The organism is Paenibacillus pabuli (assembly GCF_039831995.1).
Lineage (GTDB): Bacteria > Bacillota > Bacilli > Paenibacillales > Paenibacillaceae > Paenibacillus > Paenibacillus pabuli_C.
Map to the genome: position 1 here is coordinate 1,108,556 of NZ_JBDOIO010000003.1, position 22,303 is coordinate 1,130,858.

The window sequence follows — 22,303 nt, forward strand, 5'->3', positions numbered from 1 at the left end:
TGCATGTATCTCCGCAAAAAAAGTCAGCTGACGGATCAGCTGGAGATTCCTTGATAGATTTTGTTGAGTAATACGGCAAGTTGATCTGCCCCTTCCGGGGTAATTAATTCCCTCAATGACTGATCCATATCATTCATCAGAGGAACTACCTGTAAATAAAGCTCTTTCCCCTCCTCGGAAAGTCGCAGCAGGATGGCTCGCCGATCAACAGGATCGGTGCTTCGAATAATAAGATCCTTATGTTCCAACCGCTCCAAAGTCTTGCCGACACTCGTTTGATCTTTACCGTGGAGTTCAGATAACTTCTTCTGTGTAATGCCTTCGTTCTGATACAGTTGTTCGAGCATACCGAATTGTTCAGGGGTAATGCCGTAATCCTGCAGCAAATGTGTAACCCTTTTCTTGTGGACAAAGTATGTCCTGGATAGTAACAAACCAATGGGATCTTTCTCTTGATGAGTTGACATCAGGTTAAGCCCTCCCTGAAATACTAGCATAGCCTATTAATATTCTTTAAGAAGAATATCCTTAATTTGAACCTTTGTCAATCTAATGTTTCTCAGCCGTATGTCATTTCGGTTAAAACTAAAAAGCCGCCATGAAGGCGGCCAAGCTGTTCTTTAGCTGGTAGGTAAACCATTTTACTCAAAACGATACGTCCAGAACGTTTCTCTCCCGAATCTGCGCTGGATCTCTTCATCATCCAATTTGCGATTGCCGACAAGCTCCGCAGCCTGAAATTGCGAACGGTGAGCTTGAATGGCACCCATTTTTTGTTCCAGATATTGCGTTACATCGACAACTGTGTCCGCTTTTCCGATGGCCTGCTCATGGTTTTTGGAGAATGCAACACAATATACGGTTGGACGCTCTTCTGCCGGTATCCGGGAAATGGTCCGTATGACAGCGGCACCGGTAGCATCGTGGTCAGGATGTACACTATAGCCTGGATAGAAGGTAAAGACCAGGGTTGGTTTGAGCTCCTCTACCAAATCCATGATACGACTATCGAGCAGATGTGCATCCTCGAATTCGATCATCTTGTCGTGAAAACCAAGCATTCTCAAGTCCTGAATACCAATCGCCTGAGCGGACTCTTCCAACTCCACCTTGCGGATGGCAGGCAGGGTGACTCGGTTTGCAAAAGGAGGAATGCCCATATTGCGACCCATTTCGCCTAATGTCAAACAAGCATAGGTGACGTGTGCACCGCCATCGATGTATTTTGCAAGCGTTCCGGCAACGGAAAAGGCCTCGTCATCCGGATGGGGATATATTACTAAAATACGTTCACTTTCGTATGGTTTATGGTTCATGCTGTTTCGATCCTCCGCTTTCATCAGAAACTCTCCCGACTAAGTTGAAATGCCACAACCAATTTCCCTTGGCTGTCATGACCAGCCAAAATCAGTCGATCCTTTTCATTTTCATCAATATGTGTAAGGCCTTCCGCATAAACCCAACCCGTAGTCGTTTTTAAGCCTACACGGTATGGGTTCGTACCTGAGATTGATCCCTGCGTGTATCGAATGGCCGCATTGGAAATGAAAGCCGAGGCAGGGTGACGGGTACTATCGTAATGATTCGCATACGCACCTGTCGTCATTTCGAGGTGTAAGTATAGATCCTGATCAATGAAACCATTGATTTTGGCTTGGACATCTTGAGGTTGTATAGGTTGCATAGTGATCTCCTTATGTGGTCTAAAGATAAATACTTTCTCCATTTTAACATATGTTCATGGAGAATAAACAATCAGTGGATTCCTGACTACGTTACAGAACATATATAACCTATAAAATGTGCTCCAAAAATGAATATGTTTGCTGCATTCTTTATACCGTATACATATCAAATTCAGCAGTGAATGTAATTGTCGTCCCGCGTACAGTCGGATCTTCCGACGGTGAACTGGAATAAACAACTGATTGCGTTTATCCTGAGGTATGCCGATTCCTGTATCCCTGATCGTAAATTGAAGCCAGACCCCTACCAGCATTTGTGAAGAGTAATTTGGCCACCAGTGAGATACTTCCCTCATCCGTAAATTTCACTGCGTTTCCCAGCAAATTAAGAATGACTTCTCGGATCTTGCATTTATTTTATACTATAAAGGATAAAGATTCGTACGTCACATCAAATATGGAAAAAAAACAAAATTGTCGAAAGCGAAAAAAGCCGCCATATTGGCGACTTGTATCGTAATCTATCTTTGCTTCTTTTTTACTTATGGAATATCATGCGTCCTTCAGTAACATGTCCTCGTTTATTCACTGAACTCACTCTTAATTTTGATTAGCTTTTCTAAATGAGGCTTAATTGCTCTCAAATCCTTAATTTTCCGGAGATTATTGCCATGTGATTTCAGATAGATGTACTTCTTTTTGCAATCCAGATTCCTGGTTTAACTAAAGATCATACCCGTCATCGTAAAAATGATATTCATGTAGATGTGCATTAGAATGGAAGCAACGATTCCCTTAGATCGTATGGCAACTCCTCCCATAAAGAACCCACCTATAGAAAAGGCAATACATACCCAAATCGAGAAACCCAAGTCATAATGGGACATCCCAAAAAGCAGACTCGTTATCATTAATCCATAAACGTTACCAGACCATTTTACATATTGGCTAAGTAAGACGCCTCTCCATACCCACTCCTCTAAAATGGAGTTTACGAGAGAAAATATCAGTCCATAATACAACAGCAGCCTGAATTCGTCAGTATCTAAATCACTTACATAGGAATAGATAAAATAACTCGTCCCGATCGCCATCACAACTGCAAAAATGCCAAGAAATCTCCATACCGGGTCTTCTTTTCCTCGCCATATCAAGGGAAAAGAAATGCTTGCCCGAAAGTTTCCTACTCGAAGAACTTCAGAAGAGAACATGCTGCGCACATTAATCATAAGGAAAGGTACTACGTATGCGATGACACTAAATCTGGATACGATAATACGCACTTCGTTAGGTACTCCCAGGGAATAACAAATTGTATTAATCCACTCCCTTAGAAAGTGCGATATGGTATAACCGATCAGGAATATAAGGATTATTTTAAAACTTCGTAAAATCAGTGATTTGATTTTCATACTTGGCTCCATATTCATTTTTTAATCTATCACCCTATGTATCACTTCATGGATTCAATACATTGTAACATAGCATATAGCGTCTACTGTTCATCGCATTGAGAAATCAGCTATGAATTTTCTTCTACAACAATAACCTGACAACAATTGTTGTCAGGTTTGACAGTCCGCTGTACACATATTTATGTACTATCATTCACTGTAACGACCAACGTTTTAGGTGATCCATTCTTGATGGTAATCGAGTAAGGTACGTAATGATCGTAAATTTTCCATCGTAGAAAGTGGTTCTCTTTAGATCCAGCCCTTCCGTTAAAATCGGCTGAAGGAAATCCAAGTCTTTATTTTGGCCGACAAGGTTGTTGATTTCGCTAATGAACTCCTTTAGTTCTCCTTCTGGAGTTTACAGCACGACAAATAAGCCCCATTCGGCAGCTTTTCATGAGTGAAAGCCTAGCCTTATTTGTCTGATTGCTTATGAAACATCAAATCCTTATTTTCTCTTATAAATCAACTTTTGTATATAGATTTAACCCAATTTAGGTAATTCGAAACGGGTAGGCCCACACGAAAACAAGAAGAGATTCATCAACTAATTTCTCTTTTTTCTTTTGAATCGACTCTGTATGATTAACGATAGCTCTGCATATGTACGAATAGAAGGCAAGCATCCCTCTTACATCACAATTAGAACAATGTAGCGGAAGGAGATACCCAGAATTGAAAGCTTTTATTCAATTATTACATTTCGGCTATCACCAGGCGATGAGCTGCATTTTTCCTGTGGCCATCTTCGGGACCCTGGCCCTCACCAGCGTAATCGAGGTACCTTTCTTTCATCGCTATGATGCCATTCTACTTATTTTGCTTGGCGTCCAATATCTCATGTACCGAAGCGGGTTGGAAACTCGGGATGAAATTAAAGTCATATGTGTGTTTCATATTATCGGATTGGTACTCGAACTTTACAAAGTAAGCATGGGTTCCTGGTCATATCCTGAGCCCGGATTCACCAAAGTGTTTGGGGTGCCACTGTATAGCGGCTTCATGTATGCGAGTGTAGCGAGCTTTATGTGTCAGATCTGGCGAAGATTACGCATGGACATGACGGGATGGCCTGGGTTTGCACCCTCGTTTCTGCTCGGAGGAGCCATCTATCTCAACTTCTTCACCCACCATTTCATTCCTGATTTTCGTTGGTGGCTCACGGCTCTGGTCTTTATCGTATTTTGGAAAACATGGATAATCTACCGGGTACGGACCAAGACGTATCGCATGCCTTTATCGCTCGCTTTTGTCATTGTAGGTTTCTTCATCTGGGCTGCCGAGAATATTGCTACGTTCTTTAATGGCTGGAAATACCCTGATCAGCACGATGCCTGGCAGTTGGTCAGTTTCAGCAAAATCAGCTCATGGTTCCTGCTCGTTATCATTAGCGTCATCATTGTTGCCCAGCTTAAGTACGTTAAAGCCAATCGAACTAGCATTGGCCCCAACAGGAATAAAAACTGACATGCGAAGAAATGTTCCAACCGTCCAATAATTACTCCATTGGAAGGGCGTATATTCCTTGTAAATAAAATGGCGATTGGCTAATACAAGCTGACGATTCTGATATGGAGGCTATCGTAAAGCTTATTCCTCAATAACAACACAAAAAGGGCGCCAATGCTGGCGTCCTTTTTGCGACTGAATTCTTTTTGGAGATTTCTCCGTTAAGCAACTTACTCCGACCGCTTCATATCAATTTGGCATTTATTAACGTTTTACAACGACTTTAATAGATGATCTTGAAGTGTTCCCTGCTCGGTCCGCTGCCTCATAAGTAATCGTATATACACGATCCTGACCTTTGCCTTTTCCAGTACGTTCGGCGCGAAGCTTAAATTCAAAATCGGCAGTTCCGTACGCTGCTCCTTGGATATCAGGTGACTTGTTTCCATGTCCCTTGCCTTTATCCGGTTGGCTGCTTGTAATGGATATGAGTTTGACAGAGGCTACCCCTGTTCCTTGATCGGTGGCATCTGCTGTAACACGGATCGTCTCCATTTTGTTTGCATTTTCTTTCAGAACGGGTTTATTCACTTGGAGCCGCAGCACTGGTGGCGTGGTATCTCTAACCGTTTCCGCCCGGAAGTTGATGATATAGGATTTCACGCCACCGTCTTGCCCCGTAACCTTCACCACGGCCTGACCCGGTACAGCTGCAGTTTGCTTCACTTCCACGATGGATCTCTCGGATACAGCTTCCGCCGAAACAAGAGGCAGCGCGCTGCCCGCTTTAACTTCAACCTCATAGTTCTTCTGAGACGAGTTAAATCCCGACAGAGGCTTACCATTCACGGATAAACTGGCCAGATCCCGATTCGCCTGAACCAATGAAACGTTTAACGTTGGATTCCATGCATCAGATCCCGCAAAATGCTGTGCCGGAAGGTATCTTTCTGCTTCTCCCGCAGTCAGCTGTGTGGACCAGTTACTTCTTCCTTTGGCGTTGGCACCAGGTCCATAACTGGCATACTCAGCGAAACGGGCGGTCTTTTCATTATCAGCATTGCTCCAATTATTCCAACCTGCCGGACTAATATGATCATCCATATAACTGTTAATGTAGGCGACATGGGCGTTTGGTCGCCACGGTCTGCCAAGAGCCACTTTGCCCGTCAGTCCGGGTTCGGCAGTAATCCGGCTATTCAGAAAAACATAACCTGTCTTCCCTTCGGCTGTGGAGGCCGCCGTCACATACCCGTTACTCAGACTATGGATGATGCTGTTCTCAAAGAGAGCAGCGGCATTCCCAAATATGAAGTCGACATCGCCTTCGATGTAACTGTCAACATAGTATTGTCTGCCGTCATTGACATATAACGTATCCTGCCAGCCTTTCAGGCTGATATCTCGAAACACAAGGCGATCCCCACGCGCAAAAAGTGCAACGGCTTGCCCGGCATTGTCACCCGCATCATTCTGTATCGTCAGATGTTCGGCTGTAAAGTCATTCGTTTGAACCCTGAAGCTGTAACTGTTCGATGTACCGAGCGGATTTCCATTCCCGTCCAGTGTGCTAGCTGAATCTCCATAGACCAGGATGGTCCCTTCACGGCTCTCTCCGATCATCCGAAGGTGGGTTTTACTTGATGGCACATTTAATTTTTCACGATAGACCCCATCTTTGATTCGGATAATGGTAGGAAGGATCGTATTATCAGGGCTTGCATCAATCGCATCCTGAACTCGCTCAAATTCTCCACTGCCATTAGAAGCAACGGTCAAAATGACTGCAGGAGTTTCAAATACTGAAACAGATGACATTCCCTCTCCTGCTTCGTTATTTGCCGTGACCACATAATAGTACGTCTTCCCGTTGCTCAGACCCGAATCGGTATAAGACGTTTCGGTCACCTCCGCAGCAACCGATGCGAACGGCCCGTCAGGAGATTCACTGCGTTTTACAGCATAGCTGTCTGCTCCCTGCACACCCTCCCAGGTTAAACTGATTGCACCATCTTCAGGCTCTGCATGCAACCCAGTTGGAGACGGTGGTGTTCCGTCGTCAGCGGAAGGTCTTGCTCCTGCGGGAGCAGACTCGAGACTATGCGTATTTCCACTTACAGCAGTGATTTTGTAGTAATAAGGCACACCGTTCGCGAGTCCTGTATCTGTGTATGAGGTTCGGGACTGCCCTTCAGCGATGACTTCATACGTTCCGTTTGAACCAGTGGATCGCTTGATCTGATAGGTTTCCGCTCCCTCAATCGGCTGCCACTCCATCGCGATTGAATTCGGCTGCGGTTTTACGACAGGCTCAGGTGTAGACAACGCTCTGGACGGCGTAATGGCAACAGGTGCCGAATCCGCTCCTTCACCACCAATGCTGGTTGCCGAAACTACATAGTAATATGTGGTCCCATTATCCAGTCCGCCATCCCGGAAGGAAGGCTGCGTCAGTTTGGCTGCTACGGTAGTAAATGGACCGTCTGCCTGAACGCTACGTTTAACCGTGTAATGGCTCGCCTGTTCGACGGGCTGCCATGCCAGTTCAGCCTGTGCATCTCTTGGTTTTCCCTGCAGCTCTTCTGGTGCTTCGGGTTTCACGGCATCTTCTGAAGGTGTTACTTCTACTTTGTTGGAAGGTCCGCTTTCTCCTGAAGCACCCAGTGCAGTGACGACATAATGGTACGTTGTTCCATTTACAACAGAGTCGTCGATAAAGCTGGTGCCTGCGACTTCAGAAGCAATTGGTTCGTAAGCCGACTCTTCTCCTGTACTTCGTTTAATATTGTAGGTTGATGCTCCTTCAGCCTCGTCCCAGTTGAGTCTAACCATTCCGTTTCCTGGCTGGGCAGTAAGTCCTTTAGGGGCTGCCACAGGCTCAACGTAGAGACGAAGATTGTCATAATATATCGTCCCTTTACCTGTACCAGGTGTTTTGGCCAGAATACGGCCGATTCCATCGGTGAGCACGTCTGCCTGGAACGGAATGTTATCCGCTACTCGTACATGGTCGATATAGATATCCGCTTTTTGCATCGCTACATTGGCAGTGATCTTCAGGTTGTACCATTGATTGTTTGCAGGGGCATCCATCAGTTTATGATCCACCCCGTCTCTCTTGTAAACCAGCGTATAGCTATCTTCTGCAGCGGGAGCAGCCGGCTTGCGGATTTCTATCGAAAGCGGTGTACGGTTCCCTGCGTTATTTTGCAGCTGCAGTACATATGCTGTTCCAGGCCAGGAAGGTGACATGAGATCCGTTTCCAAAACAAAGCTGCCGAGCTGAGGTTGAAAAGAACGTATAAATTGTGTTGTACCTGGGGCATTATCATACAATTTTAATGACTTTGTCGTCGTATTTCCGGTGGTTCCTGAAGGAACTTCCGCCACCTCTACCCGATGATCCGCATCCTGGGGATCAGGAAGCACAGCGTAACCAGGTGGGGTTTGGTTAACCTCAAGACCTTCGTAGTCATCATGAATAAATTCAATCGTTTCGAGCTCCCCTTTGGGAACGGCATGCGCTTCTTCCGAGGAGAAGCTGGTTCCTTTATCATTCACTGCTTTTACGACGTAATAATACGTCTTCCCAACAGTCAGATCAGGATCTGTATATGAAGCAGATGTTATCCCGCTCTGAAGTTCTGTGTATGGGCCACCTGAAATTTCCGCACGAAAAACAGAATACGAGGCAGCATGGTTCACCTCATTCCAGTTTAATACGACCGATTTCGGTCCTGCTTCTGCTATGAGTTCGGTTGGGGCCGAAGGGAAATCTGCATCCAGCTGCTGAACAGCAGCACCGGAGAAAACAGAGGTATTCAGTTTATTTACATCATCGTCCGGTTTGGAAGCATCCGCTGCAAGTCCGACGTAAACGTTGCTGCTCACAGGGAAGTCTATCGTATTCACGACGGACCAGTCTGCTCCGTCTTTGGAGACGAGAGATGTTACCTGATCACCAAGCCTGACCAGCTTCACCCAGTAAGGAAGCGTAATAAACGTCTCTGGTTCCTGAAAGGAGACATCTGCCCCTTCGGTTTCACGTGTTAATTGAACCGCTTTTTGTCCGCCTTTGACATAGGACGTCATTAGGGCGACAAATGGCGAGGAAGCGTCCAGACTCCCGCGGATCATTACACCTGCTTCTGCTCCGTCATCCGTGGCCGTCACGTGATCGACACGTGCGATGATCTCCCCATTGCCCTCCAGTGTCTGGTAGGCATAATGAAAATGATCCGAAGTGCCCGCAATATCACCTGATGACTTTACGGTTACTTCCGTATCCGCTGCATCTAGCTGTGTATGACCGGCAATGCCCGGTTCACCGATGTCTGTTGAAGTCCATGGTGCAACATTGCCTTCCTTATTCACATGTACGGAGACATTGTTGGATTGGGTTGCCGTGCCCGTATCATCAATGGCCCGAACCGTGAGATAATGCGTACCATCCTTTACATTGTCCCAGGTTAAAGAGTACGGAGCGTTATCATCTTCGCCCAACTTGATATCGTTTTGATAAAATTCCACCTTGGAGATTGTGCCATCCGGATCCGAGGCTGAAGCAACAATTTCCATGGAGGACCCCTCCGTGGTAATTGCATGGTTGGAAGGAGAATCAATAGAAACTACGGGATTCGCTGAACCATTGCCTGCAATACTATTCAGATACATTTCAAGATGGGTATAACCCGATTCATGAATTTTATTTCGGTCAGAGGCATCGTTCGGATTCAATCCTTGAGTGATCTCCCACTCGTTCGGCATTCCGTCATGATCATCATCTGCCAGCGTGGATAACACTTCTTCAAACTCCACATATCCTCCCACTTCTTTTTGGGAATTGATATGCTGACCGGAACGGTTTTTAACATCATTAACGATTCTTGCGTCAATCGCATCTCTTCTCGGAAGGACAGCGCCTGCTTCGGCAAGGACACGATCATACGCCGTTTCCGCATCATCCATTGGTGACGGGTTGGTCATGACAACCGGAGATTCAAGCTTCGATTCCGGATTCGCCAGCGTCCCGACCCCAAGCCAGTTATCCGCAGTAATCTCGGGATATCCGTCTACAATATTGCCGTCAACATGGAGACGGGTATTGGCACTTACATCAAGGAAAAGCTGATCCCGTACGGAACGATACGTATTGGGGCCGTATTTGTAATAATTGTTCATCAGATTGTAGTTGCCTTCCTCACCGCCATAGGCAGAGAAGAATCCCCAGTTATATACGACATTGTTATAGGATTCAGTGTTAAATCCGGGGGCCCCGGCAAATCTTGGGTTACGGCTAACATTATGTGCGATGATATTATGATGGAATGAGGTATTGTTTCCGCCCCAGATGCCGGCATACCCATGCCTGCCCTTTTGGTGGGTCGTCATCAGCATGCTCTCGGCAATGACCGACCATTGCACGGTTGTATTTTCGTTTACATACATGCTGAGGACTTCATCCACAGACCAGGTGAATGAACAGTGATCAATGATGATATTTTTATGATATCGCCCTCCAAATACATCATCCTCACTTGGGTGTTTGTCTCCAAGCCTGAAGCGCATATGTCTTACGATAATGTTATCTGCCTGAAATGTGGTCCAATAATCGGAGACGGTGATTCCTTCTCCAGGCGCAGTCTGTCCAGCCAGCGTAAGATTGGAACCTGTTATAACCAGAGGAGCTTCCAGATGAATGGTTCCACCCACTTTGAATACGACAGTTGTATCATTTTGACTGACGGCTTCGCGAAGGGAGCCGGGTCCTGAGTCAGCCAGGGTAGTCACTTCGTAAACTGCACCTCCCCTTCCGCCAGTCGTATACATCCCACCGCCCTCAGCTCCAGGAAAAGCAGGCAGCATACCTGAATGTCCTGTGTCTTCTTCCGCAGCAGCCATTCCCGGCAAAACACTGAACAGCATCGATACGATCAAGATGAGCGACACAATCCTTTTCAATAAAATCTTCCTCCTCCGGTTTCGTATACTCCAATTGGCAAACGCAGCACTGAAAGGCGATTAACCTTTCAGCAGACTTAATCACCTCCTAAATTTAATGTAAGCGTTATCACAATTAATCAAATTGAATAACCCATAATGTCCTGTGAACAAAAAAGGTGTCAGGAGTATGTGATGCCCGTATCGTTCTGCTCCAATCAAATGATACGGGCATCTAAAGGTGAAATGAACTATCCCTTTCGATTTAACATATATTCATATTCGGTGCAGGCCAGCAGGAAAGCTCCCAGCCCCTTTTGATCATTGGTAATAATCGGTTCACTAATATAATAAGCATAGGTACCGTCCCGTCTCGGTTCTCCTCCAAGACCTGCAACCTGACAATTTTTGTACAGGTTGACCCATCCTTCTTTGGTTTCCAAGACGAATTCTGAAATTAATCCGGCATAGGCGTGGTCCAGGGATTTCAACCAACTTTCGCCCTGTAACCACCCCTGTCTAATGCCTTTGGCCATGGCATATACAATCATGCTGGAGGCAGAGGCTTCCAGGTAGTTTCCTTTTCGTGTTCCTTCATTAATTACCTGGTACCATACTCCGGAAGAAGCATCCTGGAAACTTCGCAGTGCTGACATCGTATCATTCAGAATTTCAATCAGCTTTGTGCGGTCCTGATGGGATTCCGGAAGTAGTTCCAGTACATCTACCAGTGCCATGACGAACCAACCCATAGACCGGCCCCAGAAGTTTGGCGATTGTCCGGTATTCGGGTCGCTCCAAGCCTGAGTGCGCTGCTCATCCCAGGCATGGTAGAGCAAACCTGTTTGCCCGTCACGGTTGTGTTGTGCGCAGAGAATAAACTGCCTTGTGACATCATCCAGATCCTGCTCGTCTTCCTGTTCGAACCGAAGCATGTACTCCAGATAATACGGAGCGCCCATGTACAATCCGTCCAGCCAAATCTGATAAGGATACACTTGCTTATGCCAGAACGCACCTTCTGACGTACGCGGGTGACTGCGAAGCTGCTCCCTCAGATGAGAGGCAGCCACTTTGTATTTTTCGTCGCCAGTCATTTTGTATAATCCAAACAGCAGCTTACCGTTATTCAAATGATCAATATTGTGTTCATCCTGACGATATCCGCGAATCGTTCCATCCCTTTGGATGAAGTAATCCATGTTGTCCCGGATGTAAGCTGCATACTTGCTTTCGCCCGTCACTTTCCACAGCAGCTCAAATCCCTTCAGAATGACCCCATAATCATAAGACCATTTTCCATGATACCCGTTTGCCTCATACAGTCTGGGCGTACGCTCCATAATGGTTTCTGCGGTATGCACCGCCCAAAGGCAAGGAGACTGAATCTCAATCATGGTGCTCTTCCCCCTTCGATAGGTCATGGTTTTATTGGTTCTGCACAGCTTGGTACGCGGCCTCGTATTCCGTAATAATCTTGTCACCACCGGACTTTCTCCAAGTCTGAACTGCATCCTGGAATCCTTGCAAATCCAACTTGCCGAGAATGTATTTGTACGTGGCATCCGTGATCATTTTTTGCAGTTCCGAACCCTGCTCCGAGAACGTCGCGGATTCCAGAGAGTACATCGGGTTAAGCACTGCATATTTCGTGTTTTCCTGAATTAAACGATCAGATTCCACCCGCAATGGGTCCGAATCATGAATATCGTATCCATTCTCATTCGGACGTGAGGAAGAGAATGGCTGCACTTCTTGTTCCCAGAGCTTGGTGTCGGTAATCGTTGCCGCATTCCCCTCCAGACTGTAATGCACATCCTTGATACCATACGTCATTAATGTATATATTTCTTCGCTCATCAGATCGTCCATGAATTTCAAGACCTGTTTTAACTCAGCTTCATCCTTCACTTCCGATTTGGGGAATGCCAGCAACCCGCCTACACCATTGGACGTGGACCAGATGGCCCGATCACTTTCTTTACCTGTTGAAGTAATGTCATTCACCATGATCAAATCCATGTCATCCTGCACGCCTTTGGCCAGATTGAGCAAATTTTTACTATCAAACAGCGCACCAACATAGATTCCTGCTTTGCCCTGTGCGAAGCCCTCCTGCTGATCTTTCTTGGCCGTTACTGCGAAATCCTGGTTGATATAGCCGTTATTGTACAGCTCCTTCATATAATCCATCGCCTTAACGTAACCTTCAGATTCAAATTCTGGCGTTACCTTGCCATCTTCGCTGACTGCCCAGCCGCTCGGAGTTCCAAAGTATGAACCCAGTGTCTTGAAAGCACCGAATACGAGATCGCTGCGGTCAATGAAACCGGTCGTATCTTTGGTGCCATTACCATCTGGGTCCTGCTCGGTAAATGCTTTGGCGACTTCCATCAGCTCGGCAGTCGTTTTGGGTATGGGTAATCCCACTTTATCGAGCCAGTCTTTACGAATGATGACTCCGTTACGGGAAACCTGTTTCTGCATCGGAATACCATACAGCTTGCCATCTATTGAAGCTGAATTTCTCATATCCGCGGAAATCTCTTTCAAATTCGGGAATTCGTCCAGATAAGGACTTACTTCCCAGAAGACGCCTGCCTTTAATGCATTTCGAACCGACGAATTCTCCAGGATTGTTAGCGAAACAATATCAGCCAGAGAGCCAGAGGCTAAGGAGGTGTTCAACCGTTCCTCCTTCGAGGCATCCGGAATCCAGGAAAACTGAATATCCGTATTCGTCAATTCTTCGATTTTGTTCAATACAGTATCCGTTGGCGGCGAAGCAGAATGCAGAATGTTCAACCAACTAATAATAGGCTTTCCATCTGCATTCGTTTGCGGCTCTGCATTCTCCCCCCCACAGGCACTGAGCAGCAGACTGCCACAAATCGAAAGCGCTATCAACTTAGCGTAACGGAATTTCATGTGCATATCCCCTTTGCATGTTTTAAGTTTTGTTGTTTTCTATTTCAGCTATTCTAAGCGAGTTAATAGACCCCATCTTCACCAAACTTTTTGGCAAGCTTGTTGGCTATGATCACCAGAATCAGTCCAACCAAGCCTTTGAACAAGCCAACGGTGGTACTGAAGCTTAATTGTCCGTTTTTCAAGCCGGCCGTGAAGATGTACGTATCAAAGATCTCTCCCACTTCACGATTGAGTGAATTAAGAAGCAGGTACATATGTTCAAAACCAAGCTCAAGCGTACTGCCTATTTTCAGAATCAACAACGTAATAATAACGGGGCGAATGGCTGGCAGGGTCACATGCCACATTTTACGTAAACGGCTCGCGCCGTCCATATCTGCTGCCTCGTAAAGTTGCGTGTCTACCACGGTAATGGCTGCGAGATAAATGATGGTGGACCATCCGGCCTCTTTCCAGATAATTTGCAGAATGTACATGGGACGAAGCCATTCCGGCGAGGTGAGGAAGCTGATTTTATTTCCGCCAAAAGCAGCAATCATCTCGTTAACAACCCCGCCATCCACACTTAGAAATACATAGGTAATGGATACGATGATGACCCATGACATGAAATGTGGAATATACACAATGGTCTGAATTGAATTTTTGAACATCTTATGCCTGACTTCATTCAGCATCAGCGCGAGAATAATGGGAATCGGAAAAAAAATGATTAATTCAAGTGCAAATAATATTAGTGTGTTGCTGAGCAGCATGGCAAAGGTTGGTTCGGTAAAAAGCCGAATAAAATGCTTGAAACCGACCCACGGACTATCCTTAATGCCGAGATACGGCTGATAGTCCTGGAATGAAATGATCAGTCCACCCATCGGAAAATACTTGAAGATAACAAAGTAGACAAACCCCGGAAGAATCATCAGGTATAGAAGTTTATTGGCGGCTACACTTCTTAATTGATGACCGATTCCCGTTTTTCGGTGCAGTTTGCCTTGTAACGAAACAACTGAGGAATTGGAATCTTTCACTGCTCGCTGACCTCCTTGATCGGTTAACATGTGTTCGAAGTCAAGCATATCCCCTACGGTTCATTCCGTACATAATCATTAGCTATCATGCTTCCCGTAATCCTCCCATAATGCCTTGTTGTAAGGCTTTCTCCCGTCTGAATTGTAGCTCATGATTATTAACTTGGTTAATGATTATCCTGTTAATTTTCTTCGAATCTTTCCTCTCACACCCGCTGCAGCAAGGTCTTAGGATATGATTATATACGTTATACAGAACGCTTGATATGGTGGGAGGAGACCAATACTTAAGGAGGAACCCATCGTCATGACAAAAGCCGCACTCAAGAAGGAAAAGCTCGGAAGCGTCATATTTAACGTAGTGAACTATACACTTCTGCTCCTCTTTGCCCTTGCCTGCCTCTTGCCTTTCATTAATGTGGTTGCCAGCTCGTTTGCGTCAACACAGGAGATCGTGCAGAAGAAATTCATTTTGTTTCCCACGTCTTTTTCACTCGATGCGTACCGGTATATCTTGTCCACTCCAACCATCTTCAAAGGGCTTGGTGTTTCCATCTTCATCACCCTCGTTGGTACCGCAGTCAGCATGACACTTACAGCACTTATGGCATACGGATTATCCAGACGTTATCTCCTGGGTAGAAACGTCATCAATTTTATCGTCGTATTTTCCATGTTGTTCAGCGGTGGCATGATTCCCACCTTTTTAATCGTCAAAGCAGCCGGGTTGATCGACTCCTACTGGTCCATGATTATTCCTACAGCGATTAACGCGTTTAACCTGATTATCATGCGAAATTTCTTTCAAGCCCTACCGGACAGTCTGGAGGAATCCGCCAAAATTGACGGTGCCAATGATTTTCGAATATTGTGGCAGATCATGCTTCCACTTGCTCTGCCGTCGATCGCCACACTATCTCTTTTTTACGGTGTCTCCTACTGGAATACCTATATGAACGCCATTCTGTATCTTAACGAATCCAAAATGTGGCCGCTGCAGGTACTTCTTCGTCAAATCGTCATTGTATCGAGTGGAATGGAAGGCAATAGTTCAGCGGTTGATATTGTACCCCCGTCTCAAACCATTAAAATGAGTGTAATCGTCGTTGCAACCGTCCCCATGCTCATCGCTTATCCTTTTGTACAGAAACACTTCACAAAAGGAGCTTTACTTGGCTCAGTGAAAGGTTGATCGAGATGGTGCATTTGGATATAAAACCAATCCCCTTAGGTTCAGAACCTAAGGGGATTGGTTTGTTTACATTACTGCAAATGTAATCGTCACGTTGAAATAGCTCCATAACCTTTACAGCTCAAGCTTCATCTTTCGATAGGCGCCTGGCGTGACATGCTCTTTTTTCCGGAACGAACGAATAAAGTTCTGCGAATTCTGATAACCAAGACGTTCTGCAATGTCCTTGATCGGCATGTCTGTATCAACCAGCCATCTTCTCGCCACCTCAAGCCGGAATCCCATCAAGTAATCACTGAAGGTCATCCCATACTCTTTGCGGAATATGCTGCTAAGATAATTGGGTGTATAATGCAAACGTTCGCTGATTGATTCGAGCGAAAGCTCCTGATCATATTCCGTACGTACTATAGCCGCAATCTGATCAGCAACCGAACGAAACTGGTGGTTTGCCTTCTCCTGCATACTAACAACCATTGGATAGATGACTTCATGAACGAGAATATGTTCAATCTCCTCCGGGTTTAGCGTATTCAGAAGCCTTTGGTACAGCGTAGCATTGCTTTGGGTTAACAAAACTTCTGCTCCGATCAGCTGCTCCAGATGGATCAGGTTGTTCACCAACCGAATCAGAATGATTTCCAGATTCATCGGGTTCTGGCTATGTTTCATCATGTCTGCGAGAAGTGGGTATAGCGTTCGGGTTGCCTCGTCCTTGTCTCCGAGCCGTATTGCGTCGAATAGCTGTGATTCCAGCTCTTTGGGATAACGCAGCAGCATTGGACCAGTGCTTCCTCGGGAGATATCTTCATAAAAGATGACGGATTCCTTGCCCAGCTTCAGGCGCTGATATAAAGCTTCAAGACTCATTGAACATGCTTCACGACTCTGCATTAAATCCTCATAAGGTGAACTAACACCAACGCTCACTGAGGCATTCCAGTAATCTCTGGAAGAAATGATCATATTCTTCGCATATTGCGAGATCAAGTTCCGCATCTCATCTACCTTGTCAGAACTGCAAAACAATAACGTCGCTTGAGTACGTTCATTCAATACGACGGGGAGCATGCGTTCCGTCGCCGGAATAATCTCTTGCACCAACTGGTTCACGGTAAGTAAAAGAATATCTTTATCTGACCACGTCCCTTCACCGCAGCGATCCACTTGGATCAGCATCGTGATGAAGGCGGTTCTGCTGTCGATGTTATATCCAAAGCGTTCCAGGTTCTTCTCTACTTCTTCTCTTGTCAGACGGTTTTGCAGCAAATTAAGAACAAATTGGGCTTCAAGCTTGGGTTTCTCAAGCTGAATAAGCTGTTCCAGATCTTTTTTCTCCGATACAATTGAATCGATCGATTGAATAATCCAATCGACTTCATCCTTGACCATTGGCTTGGAAGCGTCTGCCAAACGCTTTTGTATCTTGCGGAAAGGCTTGGTGAGATAGATGGAAATGATATAGGCTATGATGACCATCAGCGCCATGATCACGATTCCCATCACTATAAGACCTATACGGATCGGTGTTAAGGCCCCGCTGACTTCTTTTGGATCAAGCAGTGTAACATACGTCCAGCCGTTATAATCTGATCGTGCGTATAGGGCGATGATTTTATCTCCCGATGTGCCTGGCAGTTCCAATTGTCCCGTCTGGGCTTGTGTGGCCGTACGCTCGCTGATGAGTTTCATTTGCTGGTTGGACAGAGGTACTTGATCCGATTTCGTTGTGTACAGCGGCTCCCCTTGTTTGTTTAAAATATAAATGGATGTATTCGGCTTAACCAGTAATGAACGATTAAGCGTCTGAAGGGAGAGATCCGATAAGGCAACAGCTTGTTTCTTCTTGGAATGTACCGGAAGTCCCTGCAGCAGCCGGATACCGTCAGTCGTTTTTGTCCAATATAAGCCGCTGCCTCCCTGCTCCGCAAACTGATTCTGTAACTCCTCCGTCTCTTCGGAAGTCAGTCGGGACACCGTACCGTTGGACAAACTCCATTTTTGCTGCAGGCTGACCAACGTATACTGAACTCCTTCAAGACCCATGGTAGCAATATAGCCCAGTTGAGACCTCAATTCCCGATACGCTTCAAATTCCTGCTCCGTCATCGGGCTGTTGATGACCGATCGAAAGGATGGAGTCGTGCTATAGGTTGCAAATGCATACTCAATGGTTTGAATTTTCTGCTCCAACGTATTTCGGATCTGTGTAATGAGGCTCTGCTGGCCGTCCCCAACCCGGTCCACGACTGAATTAGTCGTTGAAATGTATATGTAACTTCCAAAACCGATAACAATTCCAACACTAAGGAGCAGAACCGGAATGAAAATATTGTAAAACGTTTTACTTTTTCTCAACTTACCGTTCTCTCCTTCCCCAAATGCGTTATTAAATGGATTCCATCGGCATATAAAACCCGAACATAAAAGAACAAATTAAGTGTAAGCGATTACAAATAAGAGGGCTGAAACTTCCGGTTTCTCCCTCCATTTGGTAATATTCACTTGAATTTTAACACAGCAAATGATATGAGTTTAGACATAACGTATTCGAAATTAGCCAAATATTGCACAGGAGTGATTGAATCATGCTGCCGTTTTACGAGATTCGCAAAGATGATTTTACAATTATCCGCAATGCCAGACAGATTGCTTTTCCCACGCATATGCACAGTGCAATTGAGGTTTTATACGTCTTCTCCGGCACGCAATCTGTCGTTATTAGCGATGTTTCTTATGAATTGCAACCAGGTGACGCAGCTGTCATTTTTCCGGATATGATTCATCGCTATGTTAAAAGTGGTCAACAAACTGCAAGTGCGATTCTGCTTATTATCAATCCCAAAGTGTTTGAAGGCATATTTCCTGATTTCATTCAGCTTCAGCCTGTGACTCCATGGATTATGAAGAAATATGTACATAAAGATGCGGTGTATGCATTTAAAAAAGTAAAAAAAGAAGATGACTATGCTATTAAGCTTGGTTGGGCCCATATTATTTTGTCACATCTGCTGTCTCATCTCGAGTTGGAACAGCGACAACGAACTCCCGTACTGGATATGCCACAAAAAATTATCGAATATATGGCTAATCATTTTACGGAACCCCTCTCACTGGACACACTTGCTGCCGAGTTCAATGTAAGTAAGTATTATATATCTCACATCTTTTCCAAACAGATACAGATGAATTTTCGCAATTATCTCTCCATGCTGCGAGTTGAATATGCAGCGAAATTAATCCGAACCACGGATGTCTCTTTAACCACCGTGAGCAGCAGCGCAGGCTTCGAAAGCCAGCGTACATTTAATCGCGTTTTTCAAGCCATGTATGGAACTACACCCAGGGAATTTCGAAATCATGTGAGCAACTATTTGAAATGACAACAAAACAAAACTGGAAATAAAAAAGGCTCCCTTTAAGGGAGCCTCCTTCATATTAGAACCCATATTTATTTAGCAAGGTATCCGCCGTCAACGAAGACGGTTGTTCCTGTAACAAAATCATTTTCAGCCAGGAATACGACTGCATGTGCAATTTCCTCCGGTTTGCCCAGACGTCCAAGTGGATGTTTGGCAACCAGGCCATCATAGAATTCACCTAAAGATTCTTTGTTTACCATGCCACTTTCTACAAATCCGGGAGCAACTGCGTTCACACGAATGTTACGGTCAGCATACTCCAGAGCAAGTGATTTCGTAATTTGGTTGACCGCACCTTTACTAGCCGCATAAGGCATGGATGTTGGTTCACCAACGGAACCCAGGATCGAAGAAGTGCTGATTACAGATCCTCCGCCCGTTTTCAGCATTTCGCGAATCGCATATTTTGCGCCGTAGAATACGCCGTCCTGGTTGATTGCAATGACACGTTTGTATTCCTCGTCAGTCAGTTCGTGTGAAGGCTTTTGAACACCAATGCCTGCATTGTTGAAGATGACATCCAGTTTACCAAACTGTTTCACTGTCTCTGCTACCAAGTTTTCAACTTGTTTTTCATCGGCAACGTTGACTTTGATGAATAGTACATCATCATTGTATGTTTGTTTTAATTCCTGCTCGGCAGCTTTACCGTGCTCTTCGTTATAATCCGCAATGACAACCTTGGACCCTTTATCCAAAAACGCTTTTACTGTGGCCAAACCAATTCCGGAAGCTCCGCCTGTAATAATAGCTACTTTGTCTTTAAGATTAGTCATGGTGATTCCTCCAGTAATTGTTGTATTTTAGACAAAACTTACGCAGTTTATATGTAACCATAATCATATGGTTTAAGCAATGACGTGAGCTTTGTCATTTATTTGACACAATTAATCGTACTCCTGTTAGTGAGTATTGTCAAGCGACTATATATTTATTAGTTAACATGATAAGTAATATTGAGCTGAAAATGGCCACTCGCAAAAAGCTTATCACCCCGTTATGCTTGTTATTGTGTTCCAAATCACGGGGATTATGTACCCTAGCTGGTCGGGCTGTCTTTTTTTCTGTTACAATATGAAGCGAATAGGAGTGAGTCCATGCTAGATTCAATTGATAGTCATATTTTACGAAGACTGGCTCAAAACAGCCGGATATCCTATACCGATTTGGCCAAAGAGGTTGGATTGTCTGGTGTTGCCGTCAAAGAGCGCATAGACCGGCTTGTCAATCAAGGAATTATCGAACAATTTTCGATTGTCATTAGTGCCGAAAAGCTTGGTAAGAAGATATCTGCATATTTGGAGCTTGAAGTGGAGCCTGCACATTTGAATCAGATCGTAGATGTGTTGAAACAAAACGACCGAGTTGCCGTGTTATACGAAATGACAGGTCCCTGCATTCTCCATATACATATCCTTGTCGAGAGTATTGAAGAGATGGAACAATTCATGAACGAGTCCATCTATTCGCTGGAAGGTATCGTCCGTGCTGAAACGCAGATTCTGATGAAACGACACAAAAATCAGGATGGATTGAATATTTAAAAAAACAAGAACCGTCAGGCATAAAGACCAACGGTTCTTGTTGTTAATATTAAGGTATTATTGCTTTATAAATTGGTTAGTTTGTCTTGGAAAGCTTGGCTTGATAGAAATCGACGAAGTACTCGCTGACCTCCGCTGACTTCTGGGTATTTAATTGAATAGGAGCAATCAGTCTAACGGTTTCTCCATTGAATGCAGCCTTCGTTTCTCCAATTTTCGCTGACAATTTATTGCCATTATACAGGATTGAAACCATTTTCGTTTTCGGCTCCCATTCGATCTTGGCCCCAAACTGTTCAAAGCTGCTGCGTAATGATGTCATTTCCTGTTCCGCATCTCCAAACAACTTTTTATCAACAATTGCGTGAACCCCCCAGTTTCCATCGACTACCTGTGTGACTCCAAAATCAGTGGTTACCGACATTAAAGAGTAAGCCTCATCTTCTGTTAATCCCATGCCTCTCATCAGAAAAGCCTTGGTTTTGTGCGCAGCATCTTTCATGGCCTTGTCGAGGGAAGAATTGTTGAAGATTTCCTTCTGGGCATTCTCGCCCAGTTCGGCAAGATAATTCGCGTAGCTGAAACCATGTACTACCCATTCGTTCTCGTTTTCCAGCAGCGGGAAGTTCAAAGCCTTCAATTTGTTGTCCAGCTTATCCTTTTTATGAAGAATAATCTGAACATCTCCGGTTACAGATGTTTCAATGGCTGTTCCGTTTAATTCAGAATCTCCTTGCCCTGCGTGTGGATCACCAATCGACAGCAGCGCTCCAGGGACGGAAACGGGATAGTACATGGTTGCCCCTTCGGTAACACGCCAGTCATCTATGTTTCCGCCGTAATAGGAAGGAGGAACCGAATCCACGATGTCCGCTTCCTTAGGTGCTACGCTCATTGTACCGAAATGGAGACGGACAGGCACTCGCACGTCTTTCAGGACATTGTGATTTTCCTCCACCGTTCTATGATCAACGATAACACCAGGATAGTCTACCGTAGGGTGTGCATTGCCGTCCGGATCGGTTTGAGGTGTCCACCTGTAACTATATAAAGCCTTTGCGTAATCCGTTCCGCCTACTGAATCCATCTCGTAAATCGTCACAACCTCACGTGTTACGGGTTCTTCTTCCATCTCTCCATATAAAAAGCCCCAGTTTGCTGCCACGTTGGAACCATACGTTTTCCCAGCATAATCGCCGTTACCATTAGGACGAAGCTTCATGTCCAATATTTTCACTTCCAGTACATCTCCCGGTTCCGCACCTTCAACTGCGATAGGGCCTGTCATGATATGTACACCCGGTCCACGATCCGCTTCCGTCTTCTCTGATTCGGTCCAATGAAAAATATCTTCGACGCCTGCGTCACCTTTGATCATTCGTTCATAGTCGTCACCGGAATGATGAGTGATCGCGTCGACTGTAACGATATCTCCCGAGTTAACGGTTAATACTGCATCACCCTTGCCAATATTGCCCCACCGGATATTCTCTGAATTCGCCTTCAGAACATGAGTCTTTGGCTTGTATGCCTTTTGGTCAATGTCAGCATTAACTACATTTACACCTGGTATTAGCAGTGAACCAATGGATAAAGCAGCGAAAACCTTCCATTTCAATCGACTCCCCATTTAAAACCCCTCCTGCTGATTGTTTATG

15 protein-coding genes are annotated in these 22,303 nt (G+C 45.1%); 4 read left to right on the top strand and 11 right to left on the bottom strand.

Annotated elements, in window-relative coordinates; genetic code table 11:
* Positions 1-35 precede the first annotated feature (35 nt).
* The 4 genes from ABGV42_RS07030 to ABGV42_RS07045 form a co-directional block, all read right to left on the bottom strand.
* Positions 36-467, bottom strand: a complete 432-nt coding sequence (locus ABGV42_RS07030; protein ID WP_347381025.1) for a MarR family winged helix-turn-helix transcriptional regulator — start codon at positions 465-467, stop codon at positions 36-38.
* A 174-nt stretch (positions 468-641) separates the two neighbouring features.
* Positions 642-1,316 carry a bacillithiol biosynthesis deacetylase BshB2 gene (bshB2, locus tag ABGV42_RS07035; RefSeq protein WP_347381026.1) on the bottom strand — a complete coding sequence of 225 codons (675 nt, stop codon included), beginning with the start codon at positions 1,314-1,316 and terminating at the stop codon, positions 642-644.
* Between the two features lie 23 nt (positions 1,317-1,339).
* Positions 1,340-1,684, bottom strand: coding sequence for a YojF family protein (locus ABGV42_RS07040; protein WP_347381027.1), 345 nt, complete (start codon positions 1,682-1,684; stop codon positions 1,340-1,342).
* 720 nt (positions 1,685-2,404) lie between these two features.
* Positions 2,405-2,968: a CPBP family intramembrane glutamic endopeptidase gene (locus ABGV42_RS07045; RefSeq protein ID WP_347381028.1), complete on the bottom strand. Its 564-nt coding sequence runs from the start codon at positions 2,966-2,968 to the stop codon at positions 2,405-2,407.
* An 849-nt stretch (positions 2,969-3,817) separates the two neighbouring features.
* Here ABGV42_RS07045 and ABGV42_RS07050 point away from each other — a divergent pair.
* A complete protein-coding gene (locus ABGV42_RS07050) occupies positions 3,818-4,609 on the top strand; it encodes a DUF817 domain-containing protein (protein ID WP_347381029.1) in 792 nt (263 codons plus the stop codon).
* Between the two features lie 246 nt (positions 4,610-4,855).
* On the opposite strand, the gene ABGV42_RS07055 is transcribed toward ABGV42_RS07050, so the two are convergent.
* The 4 genes from ABGV42_RS07055 to ABGV42_RS07070 all read right to left on the bottom strand — a co-directional run bounded on the left by ABGV42_RS07055 (position 4,856) and on the right by ABGV42_RS07070 (position 14,379).
* The gene (locus ABGV42_RS07055; RefSeq protein WP_347381030.1) at positions 4,856-10,552 is read right to left on the bottom strand and encodes a pectinesterase family protein; all 5,697 of its coding nucleotides are present in this window, start codon (positions 10,550-10,552) and stop codon (positions 4,856-4,858) included.
* A 230-nt stretch (positions 10,553-10,782) separates the two neighbouring features.
* Positions 10,783-11,928, bottom strand: a complete 1,146-nt coding sequence (locus ABGV42_RS07060; protein ID WP_347381031.1) for a glycoside hydrolase family 88/105 protein — start codon at positions 11,926-11,928, stop codon at positions 10,783-10,785.
* A 31-nt stretch (positions 11,929-11,959) separates the two neighbouring features.
* Positions 11,960-13,459 carry an extracellular solute-binding protein gene (locus ABGV42_RS07065; protein WP_347381032.1) on the bottom strand — a complete coding sequence of 500 codons (1,500 nt, stop codon included), beginning with the start codon at positions 13,457-13,459 and terminating at the stop codon, positions 11,960-11,962.
* A gap of 62 nt (positions 13,460-13,521) precedes the next feature.
* Positions 13,522-14,379, bottom strand: a complete 858-nt coding sequence (locus ABGV42_RS07070) for an ABC transporter permease (protein WP_347383162.1) — start codon at positions 14,377-14,379, stop codon at positions 13,522-13,524.
* 415 nt (positions 14,380-14,794) lie between these two features.
* Here ABGV42_RS07070 and ABGV42_RS07075 point away from each other — a divergent pair, with 415 nt between their 5' ends.
* Positions 14,795-15,679 (top strand): carbohydrate ABC transporter permease, encoded by an 885-nt coding sequence (locus tag ABGV42_RS07075; RefSeq protein WP_347381033.1) that lies wholly within the window; start codon positions 14,795-14,797, stop codon positions 15,677-15,679.
* 114 nt (positions 15,680-15,793) lie between these two features.
* On the opposite strand, the gene ABGV42_RS07080 is transcribed toward ABGV42_RS07075, so the two are convergent.
* A complete protein-coding gene (locus tag ABGV42_RS07080; protein ID WP_347381034.1) occupies positions 15,794-18,037 on the bottom strand; it encodes an AraC family transcriptional regulator in 2,244 nt (747 codons plus the stop codon).
* Positions 18,038-18,267: 230 nt separating this feature from the next.
* Between ABGV42_RS07080 and ABGV42_RS07085 the strand changes: the two genes are divergently transcribed.
* Complete coding sequence (locus tag ABGV42_RS07085; RefSeq protein WP_347381035.1) at positions 18,268-19,062, top strand: AraC family transcriptional regulator; 795 nt, start codon at positions 18,268-18,270, stop codon at positions 19,060-19,062.
* A 68-nt stretch (positions 19,063-19,130) separates the two neighbouring features.
* On the opposite strand, the gene ABGV42_RS07090 is transcribed toward ABGV42_RS07085, so the two are convergent.
* Positions 19,131-19,877, bottom strand: coding sequence for an SDR family NAD(P)-dependent oxidoreductase (locus tag ABGV42_RS07090; protein ID WP_347381036.1), 747 nt, complete (start codon positions 19,875-19,877; stop codon positions 19,131-19,133).
* Positions 19,878-20,198: 321 nt separating this feature from the next.
* On the opposite strand from ABGV42_RS07090, the gene ABGV42_RS07095 reads away from it, so the two are divergent.
* Positions 20,199-20,645 (top strand): Lrp/AsnC family transcriptional regulator, encoded by a 447-nt coding sequence (locus ABGV42_RS07095; RefSeq protein ID WP_347381037.1) that lies wholly within the window; start codon positions 20,199-20,201, stop codon positions 20,643-20,645.
* A 76-nt stretch (positions 20,646-20,721) separates the two neighbouring features.
* On the opposite strand, the gene ABGV42_RS07100 is transcribed toward ABGV42_RS07095, so the two are convergent.
* Entirely contained in the window at positions 20,722-22,275 is a 1,554-nt protein-coding gene (locus ABGV42_RS07100) for an acetamidase/formamidase family protein (protein WP_347381038.1), read from the bottom strand.
* Between the last annotated feature and the right edge of the window lie 28 nt (positions 22,276-22,303).

Excerpts from the sequence above, each read along its gene's own strand:
- ABGV42_RS07070 (WP_347383162.1), bottom strand. The coding sequence starts at position 14,379 with ATGATTCTTCCGGGGTTTGTCTACTTTGTTATCTTCAAGTATTTTCCG.
- ABGV42_RS07030 (WP_347381025.1), bottom strand. The coding sequence starts at position 467 with ATGTCAACTCATCAAGAGAAAGATCCCATTGGTTTGTTACTATCCAGG.
- ABGV42_RS07090 (WP_347381036.1), bottom strand. The coding sequence starts at position 19,877 with ATGACTAATCTTAAAGACAAAGTAGCTATTATTACAGGCGGAGCTTCC.
- ABGV42_RS07095 (WP_347381037.1), top strand. The coding sequence starts at position 20,199 with ATGCTAGATTCAATTGATAGTCATATTTTACGAAGACTGGCTCAAAAC.
- ABGV42_RS07100 (WP_347381038.1), bottom strand. The coding sequence starts at position 22,275 with ATGGGGAGTCGATTGAAATGGAAGGTTTTCGCTGCTTTATCCATTGGT.
- ABGV42_RS07065 (WP_347381032.1), bottom strand. The coding sequence starts at position 13,459 with ATGAAATTCCGTTACGCTAAGTTGATAGCGCTTTCGATTTGTGGCAGT.
- ABGV42_RS07075 (WP_347381033.1), top strand. The coding sequence starts at position 14,795 with ATGACAAAAGCCGCACTCAAGAAGGAAAAGCTCGGAAGCGTCATATTT.
- ABGV42_RS07040 (WP_347381027.1), bottom strand. The coding sequence starts at position 1,684 with ATGCAACCTATACAACCTCAAGATGTCCAAGCCAAAATCAATGGTTTC.
- ABGV42_RS07085 (WP_347381035.1), top strand. The coding sequence starts at position 18,268 with ATGCTGCCGTTTTACGAGATTCGCAAAGATGATTTTACAATTATCCGC.
- bshB2 (WP_347381026.1), bottom strand. The coding sequence starts at position 1,316 with ATGAACCATAAACCATACGAAAGTGAACGTATTTTAGTAATATATCCC.
- ABGV42_RS07060 (WP_347381031.1), bottom strand. The coding sequence starts at position 11,928 with ATGATTGAGATTCAGTCTCCTTGCCTTTGGGCGGTGCATACCGCAGAA.